Below are 18,229 nucleotides of genomic sequence, written 5' to 3'. Positions count from 1 at the left end.
GCCTCGCGTGCGTCGCTCCATGCCTGCAAACGGTCGTACTCCTCCTTGGTTATCCGCATGAACGAGCCGTGCTGCGGGCCGTTCACCCCCTCTATGTCCACGGGGTCGGTGAAGTTGCGCATGTACTTGTCGGCCTTGCAGATACGGTAATGCTTCGGGTTGGACGAATACTCTATGTATCCTATGCGCCATGTATCGCTGCCGATGAGCTGGAATGCCGACACGCCCTCACACTTCTTGTTGCCTTCGAAGCTGATGTAGTCGTCGTCCACGGGCTCGCTCCACGGGCCGGTGAGTGCCTTGGCATAGGATGTGAACAGTCCGGGCTTGCCGCCTTCCTTCTTTATCATCATATGATACAGGCCGTCGGCTTCGACCAGGTTGATGTCGGCGTCGATGGTAGCGTAGCCCCAGTCGAACAGCAGCCGGGGTTTGGTGAGCCTGGTGAACGACTTGTCGGCATACGAATAATACATGCGGTCGTATTTCTCTTCGGCTCTGTTCCACATCGAGTAGTATATGAAGTATCCGCCCTTGCTGCCGTCGGGCCACACGTATGCCGGATCCCAGAATGTCTGTGGCGCCCACACACGGTTGATGGTGGACCAGTCGCCGTATACGTCGGGCGACTCGGGGTCGCAGAATATGGCAGCTCCCTTGCGGAAGTCGAATGTCACCGACTTCCAGTTTATCAGGTCGTCGCTCGTGTACAGGTCTATTCCGTAGTTGTCCCACTTGCGGCTCTTTCTCACGCACATGTCCGTGGTCACCATCAGATAGCCCGTCCCGTCATACTTGCGGCAGATATAGGCATCGCGCGTGCCGCCTTCGATGCGTGCATGTTCCGAGGGCGGGAAGATGGAGTCGCCGTTTATCAGGTCGTGAAAGTGCAGACCGTCGCGGCTCAGCGCATATGCCGTCCATTCTCCGCGATCGCTCATATGGCAGTACAGATAGCCGTAGTCTCCTTTCTGCAGGTTCTGTGCCGTGGCGTACACCGGTGCCGCCATGGCAGGGACTGATGCCATTATCAGTTTCAGTAAGAGTTTTTTCATTTGTTTCTTTATGTTAGTTGTATTTTATTATAATGGGTATATGTCAATAAAGGCTTTATGCTTTGTAGTCTTGATATTTATGTACAAATTTAAGATATATCGTGTAATAAACGACAGCCGGCACTTGTTATCATATCGGATTTAACTTTTTTTATGCCATCGCATATACATTATAACCATCCGGCAGGCTGTAGCATTCTGCACCACACAGTCTGCGGCAACATTGTGCCGCGTCTGTCCCGAGGCAGAATGTCGGCTCAGAACTTTCTTTACTTTAACGTATGTTAAGCGACATCCGTATCGCGATTTCTGACCTATTGCCCGAAAATCGCGATTTTTGACTCAAACAGGGAGTGCTGATTATCAGCATGTTACAACAATAAGGCTTTGTAAAGAAAGCAGAGAGGGCCGTTTCGCCTTGCAATAAGGCCGTTATTGCATTGCGACGGAGGCCTCCTTGCACTGCGAAACGGCCGTTGCGGGAGTGTCGGGAGGCCCTTACGGCAGCAAAACGGGTCAAAAACCGTGTGTCAAAGAAGCAGAGAAAGCCTTACGGCTTTTCTGGTTTGAGAAAAACAAAATGCGTTTTTTTCAGAATTATCACTACAAAGGGTAGCGCTCTTCCGCCAAGTATAAGCCTTTCGGACAGAAAGTTGCTTATTTATGCCACGATTACACCGAAAAGCAGTAAATTTGCATCCGTATAAGTATAAGCAATTAAAAAAATTACGTTATCCTAATGAAAAGAACAATCCTTAAACTCATCATTGCACTGTTGCCGCTGTCTGTTGCCGCGCAGACCGGCTCGCTTGATGATATACGTATGGCACTTGAAGCGTCGGCCGACACGCAAACCCAGGAAAAGGTGTATGTGCATATCGACAATACATGCTATTTCGTGGGCGACACGATATGGTATAAGGCATATGTGGCGAGGGCCGACAATCTCGGATATACCGACATCAGCCGCATGGTCTATGTGGAACTGCTCACGCCCGACGGCCTGCTTGTGGAGCGCCAGCACATTATCGTCAGTTCCGACGGCTACGGCTGCGGACAGTTTGCCCTGACCGACTCGCTCTATTCGGGCTACTATGAGTTGCGGGCGTACACACGGTGGATGCTCAACTTCAACGTTTCCCATAAGCGCTACAGCAAGAACGATGCCGACTTGTTCTACAGCCGCGATATGGCGGCCGACTATTTCCGCACGTGGGACGGGTTGTACTCGCGCGTACTGCCCGTATTCGCCCGGCCGGCCAAGCCCGGCGACTATGCCTACAAGCAGATGGTGAGCCGGCCGAAGCAGCATGTTGTCAAGGCGCCCAAGGCCGGACTTGAGGCCGGATTCTATCCCGAGGGCGGGCGGATGGTAGAGGGCGTGCCTTGCCGCGTGGCATTCGAACTGACCGACCGTGCCGGAGCAGCCGTGTCGGTTTCGGGGCGTATCACCGACGGCGACGCCACTGTGGCCGACGCCGTGGCGGGATATATGGGCCGGGGGGTGTTCACGGTGACACCCGGGGCCGGCCGTCTGAAGGCACGTTTCAGCAGCGGCGGCAAGGAATATACGTTCGATTTGCCGAAGGCGGAGCCGTCGGGGGCTACTGTAGAGCTTTCGGGAGGCGTGCTGGATATACGTTCGCGCAATCTGCCGGCCGATTGCCGTTACGGCGTGTCGGTGATGTGCCGCGGAGTGTTGTGCCATTTCAGTGAAGTGACTTTCGGGGCCGACGGCTGCGCTTCGGTGACGTTGCCGGCCGACTTGCCCACGGGTGTCAACGACGTTACGCTGTTTGACAGCCGCGGGCGTATCGTTGCCGACCGTCTGTTCTTCGTCAACAACCACGACTACGACTGTGGCCGCATGACAGTAGAGGGCGGCGGGACACGGTCGTATGCGCCTTACGAGAAAGTCAGCATCGGCATGAAGTGTGACGGTGTGGCCGGGCCGGCATTGTTTTCCGTGGCTGTGCGCGATGCCGCCACCGACGACCCGACATACGATGACGGCAATATCATGACCGACATGCTGCTCGGCAGCGAACTGAAAGGATTCATAGCCAATCCGGCTTACTATTTCGCGTCCGACGACCCTGCGCGCGCCGAGGCGCTCGATGTGCTGATGATGGTGCAGGGATGGCGCAGATACAAGTGGACCGAACTGGCCGACACGGCTTGCGCCCGGCGGCGCTATGCTCCTGAAAGGTCGCTGACGGTTGAGGGCGCGGTATATAAGATGCTGTCGCTCAACGAGGTGGAGCCTGACGAGATAAAGTCGTGGGCCTATGGTCTCGGAATGGCGGGAATCAAGGTAGACGAGAATGTCGATGCCTCGTCGTCGGTAGGGCTGGACGATGTGGTGGGCAGCGACGACGGCGGACTGTCCAGTACGAACGACGGCAACAACGCACAGGATGTGTTCGTGCCGGAGACAAATATCGAGTATGTGAGGATTGGCGAGACCGACGCCGCCAATGGGGTCAACCACGGCGGACTGAAGCATGAGGTGATGGTCGAGGCGGAAGTGTCGTTCTCGGACGGGGTGGTGGGCGCTACGCAGCTTACGCGCGACGGCGGGCGCTACGTGTTCGAGATACCTCCGTTCTATGGTACGGCCATACTCAATATGAAGGCTTACAACGAGAAGGATTCGGCACAGAAGAACATGATGTCGCGGCTCGACAAGACGGTGTTCCGCGAGGATGCCTATCCCGACTTTTTCGTGAAGCGCGACATGTTTTTCCCGATATTCACGTCGAAGTACAGCTACTATCAGACGCATACGCCCGAATATACGGTGCACGACGATGCTTTGGGCGACTCCATACTTTCGTCGCTGACGGACGACGACCACCGGCTTGACAATCTCAAGGTGAAGGGAAAGCGGCGCGGCAAGCGTGCCATAGACTACAAGAAGCCGGCTTATGTAGCCGATGCCTACAGTCTGTACAACGACATCACCGACTACGGATTGAGTTTCGGAATGTACGACATGAGGCAGTTTCCGGTGCAGGCGGCGCGTTTCCTATATGGCAATATGGCGCGTTACAACCGTTACAACGTGGCCGGACGAATCGACCGCTTTACGTATTACCGCACGTTCAATCCCGACAGAAACATTGACGCGGCCGTCAGCGGACTTACCAATGTGTGGACCAACCGTAACGCGCGGGCGTATTATAACAAGCTGAAACTGAAGAGTCTGCACAAGATACGTGTGTTCACCGACTACGAACCGCGCAACGAGGATGTGCCGATGGTGCAGGAAAGCGCTTCGCCCGACGTGACGGTCGAGATGGTGCCCTTTGCCGACGGCGGTGTGCAGCCTGTTTTCCGCGACCGTCACATCGTGCTGTATGGTGTGAACGAGCCTGCCGATTTCTACAATCCCGACTACAGCTCTCGTCAGCCCGATGCTCCGGCTGACTATCGGCGTACGCTATATTGGAATCCGAATGCGAGGACGGATGCCGACGGACGCTTTATGGCGACATTCTTCAACAATGGCAAGGAGACGCGCATAAAGGTGTCGGTGGCCGGAATCACGGACGACGGGAAGTTTGTCTATTGAGAGTCTGATTTTATGGTTGTAAAAGCCTGAGACATATCTGTTTGCCATCATCGGTTACTAAAGTGGAATATTGGTCATTCTAGAATTGCCATGCTTTTGAAAAGAAATGAAGCACGTATATATGCCAATGTTTTTAATTTGCTTTTAGGAGCAAGTTACCGTAAGAATGTACTCTAATGTGATTGTATACGGAAATAAAACAATTTGAAACAGATGACAAAGTGTATTAAGTATAAACGAACTACTTTTGTCAGCGAATTTCAATACATAAGAAATATAAACTATTAATTACTATAAAATTGTGAGAAAATCGATTTTGGCATCTATGGTGATGCTTGCAATGATTTTACGAACGATGGAAACCGCATGTATGGGAAAAAGTAAAGTGCTGACTGTATTATTTCTGTTTACAGTCTTTGTGCAGGCATTTGCTGATGCTAAAACATTCTTCAGCAAGGACGGATTTACGTATGCTATATTGAGATATGGTGACGGTTTTCTTTCGGTGACAGGTTATCAGGCAGATACTGTTACTGATTACTCACAGCCGCTTCATATTCCGTCATCGGTCACATACGAGGGCAAGACTTATCTTGTAAAGGAAATATCTCCCAAGGTATTTAAGGGAGTGACAGAAATCCAATCTGTTTTGATAGAAGATGGTATAGACAGAATCTGTAACGATGCTTTTTGGTATTGTGTAAACTTGAAGTCAATATATATTCCTGCTTCGGTTGGCAGCTTGGGTACACGGCTTTTTTCCAGTTGCTATAGTCTGAAGTCGGTTGTTGTCGATGCAAACAACGAAACGTTTGATTCGCGCGACAACTCAAACGCGATAATATATACAGAAGATGATGAGTTGATGGTTGCATGTTCCTCAACAGTGATACCTTCTTCCGTGAAGTCTATAGGCGAATGGGCTTTTTATCATTGTAACACGATGGAGCATTTGGTCATCCCTGAAGGAGTGGAAACTATCGGCGACCATGCTTTTTATGGATGCAGCAGTCTTAAGTCTGTAAGTCTGCCGGAGTCGCTTACAAAAATAGGTTGGAGTGCATTTGAAGAGTGCAGTTCACTTACCTCTATTGTCATTCCTAAGAATGTTGCAAAGATAGACAACCACAACCTTTTTCCCGGCTGCTTTGCCCTTACCTCAATACATGTGGATAGTGCCAATCCTTGTTATGATTCACGCTCCGGCTGCAATGGTATCGTAAGAAAGTCCGATTCGGCATTGTTGTCGGCTTGCGGTACAACAACTATAGGTGACGACATACGTGTTTTGGAAAGTAATTGTTTTGACGGAACATTGATTCGTTCGGTCCATATCCCCAAGTCTGTTGAGGATGTTTCCGGTTCAGCCTTTGTAGGGTGTTATGGTATAGACGAAATAACTGTTGCGCCCGACCATCCTAATCTTATCTCCCCGAAAGGCTCCAATGCCTTGTTGACCAGGGACGGCAAGACACTGTTGTTGGGATGTCGCACTACGGTCATTCCGGCCGGAGTGGAAATAATAGGGAATTTTGCTTTTTGGGGCAGATACTTTAAACTTCTTCTTCGTCTGCCTGATACAATCATGAAAATAGGCGATTCCGCTTTCGGTCATTGCAATGGATTGTATGAAGTGATAATCCCCCAATCGGTAGAAACCATAGAGCCTTATGCTTTTTCTGATTGTGGCAATCTCACTGTAGTGCAGATGCTTTCTCCGGTAAAGACTATTGAGTGTGGTACATTCAATAATTGTTATAGTCTTTCGACCATAAGTATTCCTGAAGGTGTTGAGACTATAGAGGGGTTGGCTTTCTCTGATTGTAAGAATTTAAAGCATATCAGTTTGCCGTCATCGGTAACTAAAGTGGAATATTCGTCATTCGAGAATTGCCCTGCTTTTGAAAAGAGATGAAGCACGTATATATACCAATGTTTTTAATTTGCTTTTAGGAGCAAGTTACCGTAAGAATGTACTCTAATGTTGATTGTATACGGAAATGAAACAATTTGAAACAAATGACAAAGTGTATTAAGTATAAATGAACTACTTTTATCAAAGAATTTTGATACATAAGAAATATAAACTATTAATTACTATAAAATTAAGGAAAAATCTCCATTCCCCATATTTGTAATTATTAGGAAATATGTTTGTCTTGTGTGTATGCTTTTATTACGGTTATTAGTTCCGACAGTCTTCAAGATTACCATATTATTAAAAATGAAACAATGATACAGAAACATTTGATGCTTGCATTATTATGGCTGGTGGTTATATGTCAGGCGAAGGCTAATGATACCTTTTGTGAAAATGGCTTTGAGTTCAGACTGTTAAGAGCTGGTGATTGCAGTTCGCTTGTGGTTACAGGTTATCATCCGATTCCGTCCGTGGACTATTCCCAGCCGCTTCATGTTCCTGCATCTGTCACTCACGACGGTATAAAATATATAGTGGAACGGATTTGGCATGATGCTTTCAGCGGTCTTGCCTGCCTGCAGCATGTAATCATCGACGACGGCATCAGCATTATCAATGACAACGCCTTTGCGCGCTGTATCAATCTGAAGTCAGTATATGTTCCGACTTCTGTTGAGGGCGTCAGCCCGAGCGCCTTTGCCGGTTGTTATAGTCTGAGTTCTCTTGTTGTAGATACACGGAACGAATATATTGATTCCCGCGACAGTTCAAACGCGATTATAGACGTGGACAATGATGAACTTCTGGTGGCTTGTCCGTCCACTCGTATACCACACTCAGTCAGGTCAATCGGTGAGATGGCATTCATAAATTGCACTACGCTGGAAGAATTGGTCATTCCCGAGGGTGTGGAGTCTATAGGTAGCTCTGCCTTTTGCAATTGCAGCAGCCTTAAATCCATCACACTGCCGGAGTCTCTGAAGAAAATAGGGAACAACGCATTCGATAGATGCAATTCGCTTGCGACGATATATATTCCGAAGAATGTCTCTGAAATAGGGTGCATGAATATATTCTCATGGTGTAACGGCCTTTCTTCGATAATGGTGGACAATGATAATCTTTATTATCGTTCACGTCCTGAAAACGATGCTATTGTAAGAAAGTCCGATTCGGCACTGGTGGCGACTTGTGGAAGAACGATGATAGGTGATGACATAAGTATTCTTGATGGTGAATGTCTTTACGGGACAGTTGTTCATTCGGTCAATATACCCAAGACGGTGGCTAAAGTTTCCGGTTCAGCCTTTGTAGGGTGTTATGGTATAGATGAAATAACAGTTGCGCCCGACCATCCTGATTTCATCTCTCCAAAGGGCTCCAACGCCTTGTTGAGCAAAGACGGCAAGACACTGTTGTTGGGATGCCGCTCTACGGTCATTCCTGACGGAGTTGAAACTATAGGGGAAAGTGCTTTTTGGGGCAGATACCCTAATCTTGTTCTTCATCTACCGGAGACAATCATGAAAATTGACGAATCTGCTTTCGGTCATTGCAATGCTGTGGAGGAAGTGATAATCCCCAAGTCGGTACATTCAATCGGTGAAGGGGCTTTTTCTGATTGCGTGAATCTTGCCGTAGTTCAGATTCTTTCTCCGGTCAAGACCATTGAGAAATTCACGTTTAATAATTGTTACAGTCTTTCGACTGTAAGTCTTCCGGAAGGTGTCGAGACAATAGGGTTGTGTGCTTTCAAGAACTGTAAGAACTTGAAGCATATCAGTTTGCCGAAGTCGGTTACGAAAGTAGAATATTGGTCATTCGAGAATTGCCCTGCTTTTGAGAAGAAATGAAGCACATACATATACCTACATTCTTAATCTTTGGAGTAAGCATATTCTGTATATCCACAGAGCACTTTGATATGGCAAATGCTATCCATTCTACTCCAACAAAATCCATATCCGCAATACCGATAGACAGGTGTTGCAGATATGGATTTTGTTGGAGTAGAATGGATAGCGGACAGCAATAATTTATTTTATGAAAGGAAAAATTGCTTTTAGCACGATTGGTTTGGGGCTGAAATACTCCTAAAGGATTTCTTTTAAGAACTCTATTTCTATAATCTTCAGCGAATAGTTGCCTTTGACCTTCTTGTCGTTGTTGCGGCTGTCCAGTTCCTGCACGGCTCCGAAGGCATCTTTTGTAGTGCTCGACCCCACGCTGCGTATAGTGTATGTGCGTGACTTGGGGGCGTTTTTGAGCGGAATGTGGATGTAACTCAGCGATTTGGGTGTCCATCCTTCCCATACTTTCACGTTACCGGCATATACGGCGATGGGGTAGGTGGTCATGCGGAATCCCTTTGTCTTCATGCAGATTTCATCTATCCGGGTGTCTTCGGCCAGTGTATATGTTATCCATGCCGAGTCGAGGTCGTTGCGGCTTTCCCACGATGTGTTCTCGAATGTGTCGTAGCTCAGGCGGGGGTCGTTGCCGCTTCCAGCCTCGGCCGAGGCTATCTGTACGCCTCTGCGCCACTGGCGGAATGACGGTTCACGCGGAGTCTCGCCACGGTCGAGCACGCTCTTCAGACCGTCCGACGGTTTGTACGTGGTCAGTCCGCCTTCGACGGTGACGGGGTTGGTAGTCAGTGTAATCTTTGCGTCGGCCATACCCTTTGCACGTGCCGTGAGCGTTACGGTGCCGGCTTTGGTCAGCGAGCGCAGCATCACGCGGTTGATGCCGCACTCTACGGGCAGGGTGTCGCAGAGCACATGATTGTCCTTGCCCTTGGCCACGCCGCCGCGCCATTCGGCAGGGCCGCTAAGCGAGAATTTCACCAGACGGTTGTCGAGCGGACAACGCCGTCCCTGCTTGTCTGTCACTTCCACCTGAACCAGTGCCACGTCGTTTCCGTCGGCCTTCCAGCCTGTCGGGTTCTGTATGGCTGTGAGTTTCAGGCTTGCTGCTTCTCCTGTTGTCTCCAGCGTATATGATGATTCTTCACTTCCGTTCTTGTCAAGTCCTCGTGCTATGAGTTTGTCGGCAGTGTGTTTTACATTCTTGAATACGTACATGAAACGGTGTTTGTGCTCGTCGGGAGCGATGCGACGGCCGTTCTGCTCGAGCACCACGCTGTCGCTCGTAGAAACTACGTATATGGTGGGTACGGTGAAATCGGCATCGTAGTTCCAGTGACCGACGATGTATGTACGCGGTTTCAGGTCGTCGACCCATCCGTCCCACATCACCTGATGTGCGAAGAAAGCGTCTTTTGGAACACGCATCGGGTCTACAACGCCGCTCACACGGTAGTTGTCGGCCGAGCGGCCGTGTGTCTGGGTGTCGCTGAATACAATCTTTACGCCGCCTGAATTCACTTTCGTGCCGCTTCCCGGGCGCTCACGCCAATAGTCATACCAGCGTTCCACGAGCTGTGCGGCAAACTCGTCGTTGTTGTGGTTGTATGCGTCGGCGGGTGCATTGCGGTAGAGTGGGCCGTCGCCCTCCTTATGATAGGGATAGCTCCATGAGTTCCAATACCAGCGCAGAGCCTCGTCGCGGCAGTATTCCATCATCCACATAGGCTTTGTATCACTCTTGTTCACGTAGAGCATTTCGCCGCCATATTCCGCTTCGGGCCTGTCGAGCATCTCGCGGCTGCCTATTGCACGGCCTCCGTTGGGGTCGTATTGGTCGCGTATGTCTTTCATGGAGATCATGTGTTCGGCCGAAATCTTCTGGTTGCCGCATTCATAGAATATGATGCTCGGATTGTTGCGGAAGTAGATGATGGCGTCGCGCATCACTTCTTCGCGCTGTTCCCAACGGCGTCCTTCGACGTCTTTCTCCGCATCGCCGGCGGGCATGGCCTGTATCAGTCCTACACGGTCGCACGATTCGACATCCTGTTTCCATGGTGCCACGTGCATCCATCTCACTACATTGCCGCCGCTCTTCACCATCAGGTCGTTGGAGTAGTCGCTCAGCCATGCCGGTACTGACATGCCTACGCCCGGCCATTCGTTACTTGTGCGTTGTGCATAGCCGTGCACCATCAGTACGCGGTCGTTGAGATATATCATTCCGTTCTTGAACTCTGTCTTACGGAAGCCCGTGCGGGTGACGACGGGGTCGGAACATTTCAGTTCTGAGTTCTGAGTTGTGAGTGAAGAGGTATGATTACCTTTTGTTGCATCGCCCTTGCCTTTATGTTGCAAATCATACCTCGTCACTTCTACTTCTTCACTCTGAGTTAGACTTGTCGTCACGTCGTACAGATATCCGTATCCCCAGCTCCAGAAGTGCAGACCGTAGGCTTGTGACTGTGCCTTGAGGATAGCTGTGGAGTGGGCAGGAATGGTTACTTCGTCACTGACGAACCGGCAAATGTTGCCTTTACCGTCTGTCTCGTCCACCGACACATGCAGACGACGTGTCACAGGACTGTCCGTATCGTTCTTCACTTCGCTCTCGACACATATTGTTGCGGAGTGGCCTTCTATGTCGAAGTCCTTGGCATATACGTATACACCTTTGGTTTTCAGGTTGCTGTATAATGGCAGCGTCTGATAAACGTTGTCAGTGACATGCAGCCATACATTCTTTGGCAGGCCTCCGTAATTGGCATTAAAGTTGTTGTTGTTCCACTGGAATGTAGCCCCCGTCGCTTTCTCGTGATAGTGCCAGTCGTTGTCCGTGCGCACCTCTATGATGTTCTTGCCCTTTTTAATATAAGGTGTAAGGTCGAATCCGAAAGCCATCACGCCATTCTCGTGAAGTCCCACGTTATGGCCGTTTACTATAACCTCGGCAGACTGACGCGCGCCTTCAAACTCTATGAACACGCGTTTCCCATCAGCGTTTTTGGGTAGTGTGAATGTTTTGCGGTACCATATGACTGAATCGCTCAGATCTTTTATTCCCACTTTATAGGCTTCGTCTTCGTTCCAGGCGTGAGGCAGGGTGACGGTGCGCTTCTGTTTGTCGATTCTCCAGTCGGAGTTGAAGTTGTAGGTGTCGCGTGCATGTGTACCGGTTGCAATGGCAACGACGGCCGCGAACATGAGGTGTTTAAAGTTAATTCCCATATTTTCTCGGTTATTTGTTTTTAGTATCTTGCGTAGAAGGCTTGTAATATATAAGCATGATTGCTGCCTTTTTGTGCAAAGATACGGCAAATAAACCGTGAAAATATGGGAATTTCGTACGAAAATCGTGACTATCGTCCGATTTGTATGTATCAGCTTTGGCAGCAGATATGTTGGTTACTGTTCGGGACAGCGTTTATTCTGTTGCCGTTCGCTTTATTATCGCTTCAGCAGTTTCTTGGTGAACGTGCCTTCGCCTGATTCAACTTTCAGCATATAGATGCCTGCCGGCAGACGGCTGAGACCGAAAATCTTCAGCGGGGCAGAGTTTACGGCGGTGTGATTTACGTTGACCACCTGTGCTCCGGCCATGCTGTAAATGCCGATTCGTACGTTTTGGGCCTTTTTCAGCGAGAATGTAAGTTCGATGTCGTCGGTCATAGACGAGCTGCTTGTCAGTCTCACCCACTCCCCGGTTTCGTTTGATGTCACGCTTTCAATGGCTGTCGGGTCGGTGCTGTATATGCGGATGGTGTCCGTCTGTGTGGTTTTGTCCACCACGTTGGCTCCGCTCTTCAGTATAAACTCGTAGGTGCCTATCATCATAGGCTTGCCTTCGAGGCTCAACTCACGGGTTGTGTAGTAGCTTGATGCGTTGAACTTGAATCCTTCGGGAGCTGTGGTCGTTTCCGTGCCGTCGGGCAATATTACCTTGCTCAGTGTCGGGCGTCCGCTGTTTATCGGTCTGAATGCTATGGTTGTGATGCTGTCACCCTGTACCACAGTCTGTTCGAAAGCGCCCTTGCCTGTCAGCACATATCGTGTGGTAAAACTTCCCGGCAGGTAGTAGCCAAGGTGGGGCGGCTGGTTGTAGGCCGTGTTCTGCCATGCTATGCCCATACGGTAGGTATGGTCGTGCATCAGTGTGGGCACACGGTAGCTTGACTCCACATTGGTGGTGAAGATGTTCAGATGTGCGGCGTCGCTGCCGTCCCACAATATCAGTTCCTCGCGCCAGTCGCCAAAGAGGTCGGCCAGGAGGTTCGGAGTCTTTTTGGTGCTGTTGCATGTGGATGAGTTGGCGATGTCGTAGAAGTTCTTGCCTGTTAGCGGATATATGCGGTTTGTGCCGTTGCCGTTCCATTTGTCCATCTGATTTCCGTCCAATAACTCGTCTTGCAGATCGCCGTCCCAATAGGCACGGAAGTTTACAGAGCCTTGTTTGGTTGTGAAGGCTGTGCCGTTGCCGGCTTGATGGGTTCCGTCCTTAGCCCCCGACCAGAATTCGAATCCTTTGTGGTCACCGTCGATGTCGGCTGCCATTCCGCGGCCATTGTCGCCACTGCTTGTCGCGCTGTATATCACTTCACCTGTGGCTGCATCGTGCAGGTCCCATCCGTATCCGCATGTGCCGTCTTCGTGCACCTGAAATACCTCCAGACCCGGACGGTCGGGCAGCAGGTCGCTCACGTGTATGGCGTCCCCGTGGCCGTAGCCGGTGGCATAGAGCAGTTTGCCATCGTTGTTGAGGGCGGCCGAACCCCATATTATTTCGTCACATCCGTCTCCGTCGACATCGGCTATCGACAGGTTGTGGTTGCCGTTGCCGTACATAGTCTTGCTTCCCTTGTTTTCGGGATTGGTGTTCTTGGCATGTGTCTTGGTGTGTATGGCCTTGCCGTCACCGTCGTATACAATTTCTTTTACCTTTGATACCGATGCGTGCAGCCATTTTGTGCTCAGCTTCTCTCCGTCAAAGTCTACCGCCCAGATATATGCCCATGTGTAGTATCCGCGGCTGAATATTCCGCTCGGATTTTTGTTAGGACCGTCAAGATATGCCACCCCGGCCAAATAGCGTTCGCCGCGGTTTCCATATTCGGTGTCGGTTTTTCCGCTGCGGTCGTCCCAGTTGAATGTCCATTTCGCTTCTCCGCCCCATTGTGGCGTAGCATCGCTTTTGGGCGCGCGGTTCGGACGGTAGAACACAGTGTGTACGGCTTTTCCGGTATATCCGTCGAATACGGTGAGATATTCCTGACCGCCCTTTACTTTGCCTGACGTGTTGCGCCAGTCGTAAGTGTTGTTCACCTTTTTTATGGTCTCGTCGTCGGCAGCCTCGCTTACGTATTGGCCTGCACCGTCGATGCTTCCAGGTGCTGTCTTGCACATCATTTCGGCTTTGCCGTCACCGTCGAAGTCGTAGACCATGAATTGGGTGTAGTGTGCTCCTGCGCGGATGTTCTTGCCCAGGTCTATGCGCCAGAGCTTGGTGCCGTCAAGTTTGTAGCAGTCCAGATATACATTGCCTGTGTATCCGCTCTGTGAGTTGTCCTTGGAGTTGCTTGGATCCCACTTCACGATTATTTCATACTCGCCGTCGCCATCGACATCACCGGCGCTACAGTCGTTAGGGCTATAGGTATATGTCTCTTTGGCAGGGGTAACCCCGCCTTCCGGTCTGTCCAATGGCAACTGCATGTATATGTTGCCCCATGATGTAACGGCGGCGGTAGTGTCTGTGGCCACTCCGTTCTGTTTTGTTACTATCTGATAGTTGCTGTTGGTATATCCTGTCTTGTCGACAAAGTTGGTCTTGTCGAAAATGTCTGTTTTTAGCAGTTTTCCGTCTTTCAGGATGTCGAATGTTGTAGCGTCGTTGTCCGTTCCCAACAGTCGCCAGCTTATGAATTGTCCTGAACCCGATGCAGCCGGCACAACAACCACACCACGTGTCAGCTTTTCCATTTGGCTTACAGGTGTGTTTTGTGCTTCAGCTATTGTAGTTCCTGCTGTCAGCATGGCTAATGCGTAAAGTTTTGCTTTGTTCATTATGATTAGTTTATTTATAAAATGATTAGTTCTATTTATATTTTTGCAAACTTACTAATAAATATTGGATTTTGTGTTGGTTTGTTAGTAAAAGATAGGAGTTTTTAACATTATTACGTTTTCCTGTAATTATTTGCAAATGTACGAAACAGATGAATGTTTAAGGCGTATACACCATGGATGTGTATACAAACAGATATTAGTATATCGAAATCACTTGTCTTTATGTCTGAAAGGAAAGATATTGTCTTTATGCTTGGAGAACAAGTATGTCTTTATGTCTAAAAGAATTTCCATTTGGAATTGTCGGTCCCGAAATCGTAAGGGGCTAATGTCGGCGTGCTGTCTCCTATAGAGTAAAGTACATATTTTTTGTTGAGCCCTTCTTTTCCGGGAATAGCTTTCGGCATAATGCGGAAAGATCCGTCGGTCAGCTGTTCAATTCTCCAGAGTTGGCTGTCTGCCCCTGTAAATACGGGTGTGGACGTTACTTCCATGTCGGCAGTGGCACAAAGCACCCTGTCTGTTCCGGCAACGGTGATTTTAAAGTAAGGATTACTTAAATATCCTCCGGTTTCAGGCATTGCCTTTATTGTCCATAACTGGTGAGGACGATACATGTTGTCGCCGGTGCGCACACCTATTTCACCTGCGGGCCAAGTAGCCCGTACTTCATCAAGAGTCAGGTCTGGAATAATCTCCAACGGCTTTTCAGGATCTATATTGTGCCATCCCATACGGTTCTTCTGTTCTATCCGCACAAAGTCGACAGCGAGTTCCAAAGCATATTCACGGCGGCAGGATAATATGGAATATGTACCTTCCTGAAACGGATGACCAACCGACGGCCAGCCGTTTTTCCAAAGCAAAGGACGTATAGCCAGCACTGGAAGGCCGCCACGGTCGAAATCAGCCTCATAATGGAATGATGCCACTTCCACGCCATCGTCGATTACCGTACGACCGAAGTGGCCCGCACCTACACGTCGCGGTTCGGCACCTGCAACCATCTTTCCGCCGCCTTCCATCATTGAGCGGCCGACATTGTCTATATAAGGGCCTGTAACCTGGCGGCTTCTTCCGCACACAATGTTGTATGTGGAGTTTACGCCGTCGCAGCATGTGCCGTGAGTGCCAAGCAGATAATAGTAGCCTTCGCGGTATATAAGATCTGTAGCCTCGCAGTCTATGGCAATATCTATGGCTTTGTTGCCTTTTATGCGGCATCCTGTTTTGGGGTCCAGTTCTATAAGACGGATATTGCCGAAATAAGTACCGTAAGACACCCACATACGCCCGTCCGTAGGATCGAGCAGCACACCGGGATCAATGGCGTCGTTGTCTTCCAATCCGTCTGATGATGCCACTTCTACAGGTTCTGTATATCGGAAATCCGGTGAGGAAGGGTTGAGCGTTTTGTTCCACATGGTAAGTATTCGGCCGTTATGGCCTCCGCCAAGACCACCACCGGTGGCTCCGTATATGACAAGATAACGGTCGCCTGTTTTTATTACGTCAGGTGCCGCGCCCCCACCGGGACGCTCAGCTCCGTCGTGCCACGACCATCCGTCGTCGCTGATAAGTCCGCCGCCACCGGTGCCAAAGGTATAATACTTACCGTTGCACTCTGCAAGTGTCGAAGGGTCGTGAATCCATGGTTGCCCTGTCTGCGCTGTTGACAAGAGTGGCAGTCCGAGAAATACTATTGAAAATATCTTTTTCATTGGGGTTCGGATATTTGGATTTTTTTTAAGTTTGAATATCTAAGATACTCTATTGAATGATTGTTTTTTTTAGTACCTGTCGTCTTATTCTAATGTCACTTTGTAGCCGGTTACAGGCTGTCCTCCGGTATCAATGAACCGTACACAAAAATCGCTCATCCCCGGTCCGTTTATGATTGCTCCACGGAGAATGTTCCGGCCTTTTTTCAGTTTGAGCCTTGGCGATACCACATCATCTTTCACCATTCTGCGGTCGCCGGAAAGCAGCAGGACTTCTTTCCCGTTCAGCCACCACATTGAAGCGGAATTAGAGCCTGCAGACAGATGTATATCTGCAATGTCATGTTCGCAGTCTATTATGGTTGCCGCATGGAACAGCACCCCGTATTCCCGTTTTTCAAGCCCGGTGGCAAAACGGAACAGTTTTACATTGAAACGGTTGCTCTCCACGGCATGCCATGTAAGCTGCTGTTCTCCGGCTATTACCTTTTGTCCGTCTTCTGGAAATGTGTTATTCTGTCCGTCGTAATAAGTGCGGCCGAGGTGTTCTTTCAGATAGCTGTCTGTAAACACGGTATTGCTGCGGTTAGGCTTGTCTATAGGTTCCAACAACATCCACCGGCGTATGAATCCGTCTTTATCGGGTGTTGTATTGCCGGCAGCGGGCTTCATGAAATATTTCTCTCGCGGATTTTCTGTCAGTGAAATCCAGTCAACTTCGGCAGGTCCGTTGCTTTTGAGAATAAGTGTCAGGTCATTGATACCTTCCGGCATAGGACTGACTCTGATATCCGTCTCCTGCCATTCTCCACGGGTGTCGTCAACGCCAAGAACAGTCTCATAACTGCCCAAACGCAGTATAAATCGTGTCTTTCCTGTGGTTCTTACACGTAAGCATACGTTTTCCGCACAACTGCTTTTTGGGTCTACACGGTTGTATCTCACCCATGCACCTTGTTTGGCAAATACCGTTTTCCATCCTTTGAAGTAGTCGGTAGTGTCGTTATATTCAATGATGGCGCCATTTCCGATATCACTGTAGCGGTCCGGTTGTATCGGCTTGCGGGCATCGCTTATTCCCACACCTCGTTTTGTCGGCACGACTTCCACTATAGTACCGTCCGGGCGAAAGAAAAGCGAGTCGATGCATGTTGAACGGTTTTTGTCAAATGATGGGCTGTAGTCGTTGTGATGATAGAAAAGATACCATTGACCCTTGAAATTTAATATGCTGTGATGGTTTGTCCAACAACCTGTTGCCGACTCTTTCATTATGATGCCCTTGTATGTGTATGGTCCCATTGGGGTGTCTGCCATGGCATAGGCCAGACACTCCGTGCCACCGTTGTTTCTCACCCAAGGATAGGTAAGATAATATTTGCCGTCACGTTCGAAAGCGAACGGTCCTTCCTTGAATCCTTCCGGTAGTCCGTTTATGCGTTGCGGTTTACCGTCCAGTTCGAGAAGATTGTCTTTCAGCGGTGCTACATTCAGGCCTCCACCACCCCAGAACAGATAGTGTTTTCCGTCGGTGGCCTTCATGACGCAGGGATCAATACCGGATACACCGGCAATTGGTTTTTCCTGCGGCACGAATTGGGGGTGGAACAGTCCGTCGGCAATGGCGACACCAATACCGAACCCACGTTTTTGTCCGGTATCTGACTTTGGAGTATCTGGAAAGAAGAAGTAATACTTCCCGCTGTGTTCCACACAGTCGGGTGCCCACATGGAATATGCTTTCGGATTTCCCCATGGCACCTGCTCCTGTGACAGGATGACGCCATGATCGGTCCATTCTACGAGATCGGTGGATGAGAACATGTGATAGTCGGGCATCGAAAACCAACGCTTCTCTGGTTCTACCGGACTTATTATGTCGTGTGAAGGAAAGAGATATATGCGTCCGTTGAATATCCGTGCCGTAGGATCGGCCGTAAACTGATTACGGATTATGGGATTTTGGGCATGGGCGACAGACATGCATGACGCCACAACCATTATTTGAAAAACTTTTCTATACATAT

Annotated in this window: 8 protein-coding genes; 3 read left to right on the top strand and 5 right to left on the bottom strand. The window is 49.5% G+C overall.

Annotated elements, in window-relative coordinates:
• Positions 1-1,055: glycoside hydrolase family 43 protein (locus HPS55_RS11515; RefSeq protein WP_172324971.1), on the bottom strand; the 1,055-nt coding region annotated here is incomplete at its 3' end.
• Positions 1,056-1,794: 739 nt separating this feature from the next.
• On the opposite strand from HPS55_RS11515, the gene HPS55_RS11510 reads away from it, so the two are divergent.
• The 3 genes from HPS55_RS11510 (at position 1,795) to HPS55_RS11500 (ending at position 8,403) form a co-directional block, all read left to right on the top strand.
• Positions 1,795-4,629 carry a hypothetical protein gene (locus tag HPS55_RS11510; protein WP_172177295.1) on the top strand — a complete coding sequence of 945 codons (2,835 nt, stop codon included), beginning with the start codon at positions 1,795-1,797 and terminating at the stop codon, positions 4,627-4,629.
• Positions 4,630-4,999: 370 nt separating this feature from the next.
• A complete protein-coding gene (locus HPS55_RS11505) occupies positions 5,000-6,544 on the top strand; it encodes a leucine-rich repeat domain-containing protein (protein ID WP_172324969.1) in 1,545 nt (514 codons plus the stop codon).
• A 317-nt stretch (positions 6,545-6,861) separates the two neighbouring features.
• Positions 6,862-8,403 (top strand): leucine-rich repeat domain-containing protein, encoded by a 1,542-nt coding sequence (locus HPS55_RS11500; RefSeq protein ID WP_172177299.1) that lies wholly within the window; start codon positions 6,862-6,864, stop codon positions 8,401-8,403.
• Positions 8,404-8,643: 240 nt separating this feature from the next.
• Here the strand turns inward: HPS55_RS11500 and HPS55_RS11495 are convergent, their stop codons facing one another.
• The 4 genes from HPS55_RS11495 to HPS55_RS11480 all read right to left on the bottom strand — a co-directional run bounded on the left by HPS55_RS11495 (position 8,644) and on the right by HPS55_RS11480 (position 18,227).
• The gene (locus tag HPS55_RS11495; protein WP_253945848.1) at positions 8,644-11,646 is read right to left on the bottom strand and encodes a glycoside hydrolase family 2 protein; all 3,003 of its coding nucleotides are present in this window, start codon (positions 11,644-11,646) and stop codon (positions 8,644-8,646) included.
• Between the two features lie 219 nt (positions 11,647-11,865).
• A complete protein-coding gene (locus HPS55_RS11490; protein ID WP_172177301.1) occupies positions 11,866-14,478 on the bottom strand; it encodes a rhamnogalacturonan lyase family protein in 2,613 nt (870 codons plus the stop codon).
• A gap of 281 nt (positions 14,479-14,759) precedes the next feature.
• On the bottom strand, positions 14,760-16,202 hold the full coding sequence (locus HPS55_RS11485) for a family 43 glycosylhydrolase (protein WP_172177303.1): 1,443 nt from the start codon (positions 16,200-16,202) through the stop codon (positions 14,760-14,762).
• 84 nt (positions 16,203-16,286) lie between these two features.
• Entirely contained in the window at positions 16,287-18,227 is a 1,941-nt protein-coding gene (locus HPS55_RS11480; RefSeq protein WP_253945849.1) for a family 43 glycosylhydrolase, read from the bottom strand.
• Positions 18,228-18,229 lie beyond the last annotated feature (2 nt).

Source organism: Xylanibacter rodentium, assembly GCF_013166575.1.
Lineage (GTDB): Bacteria > Bacteroidota > Bacteroidia > Bacteroidales > Bacteroidaceae > Prevotella > Prevotella rodentium.
The sequence above is the reverse complement of the archived record's forward strand: the minus strand, read 5'-3'. Positions and strand labels throughout refer to the sequence as shown.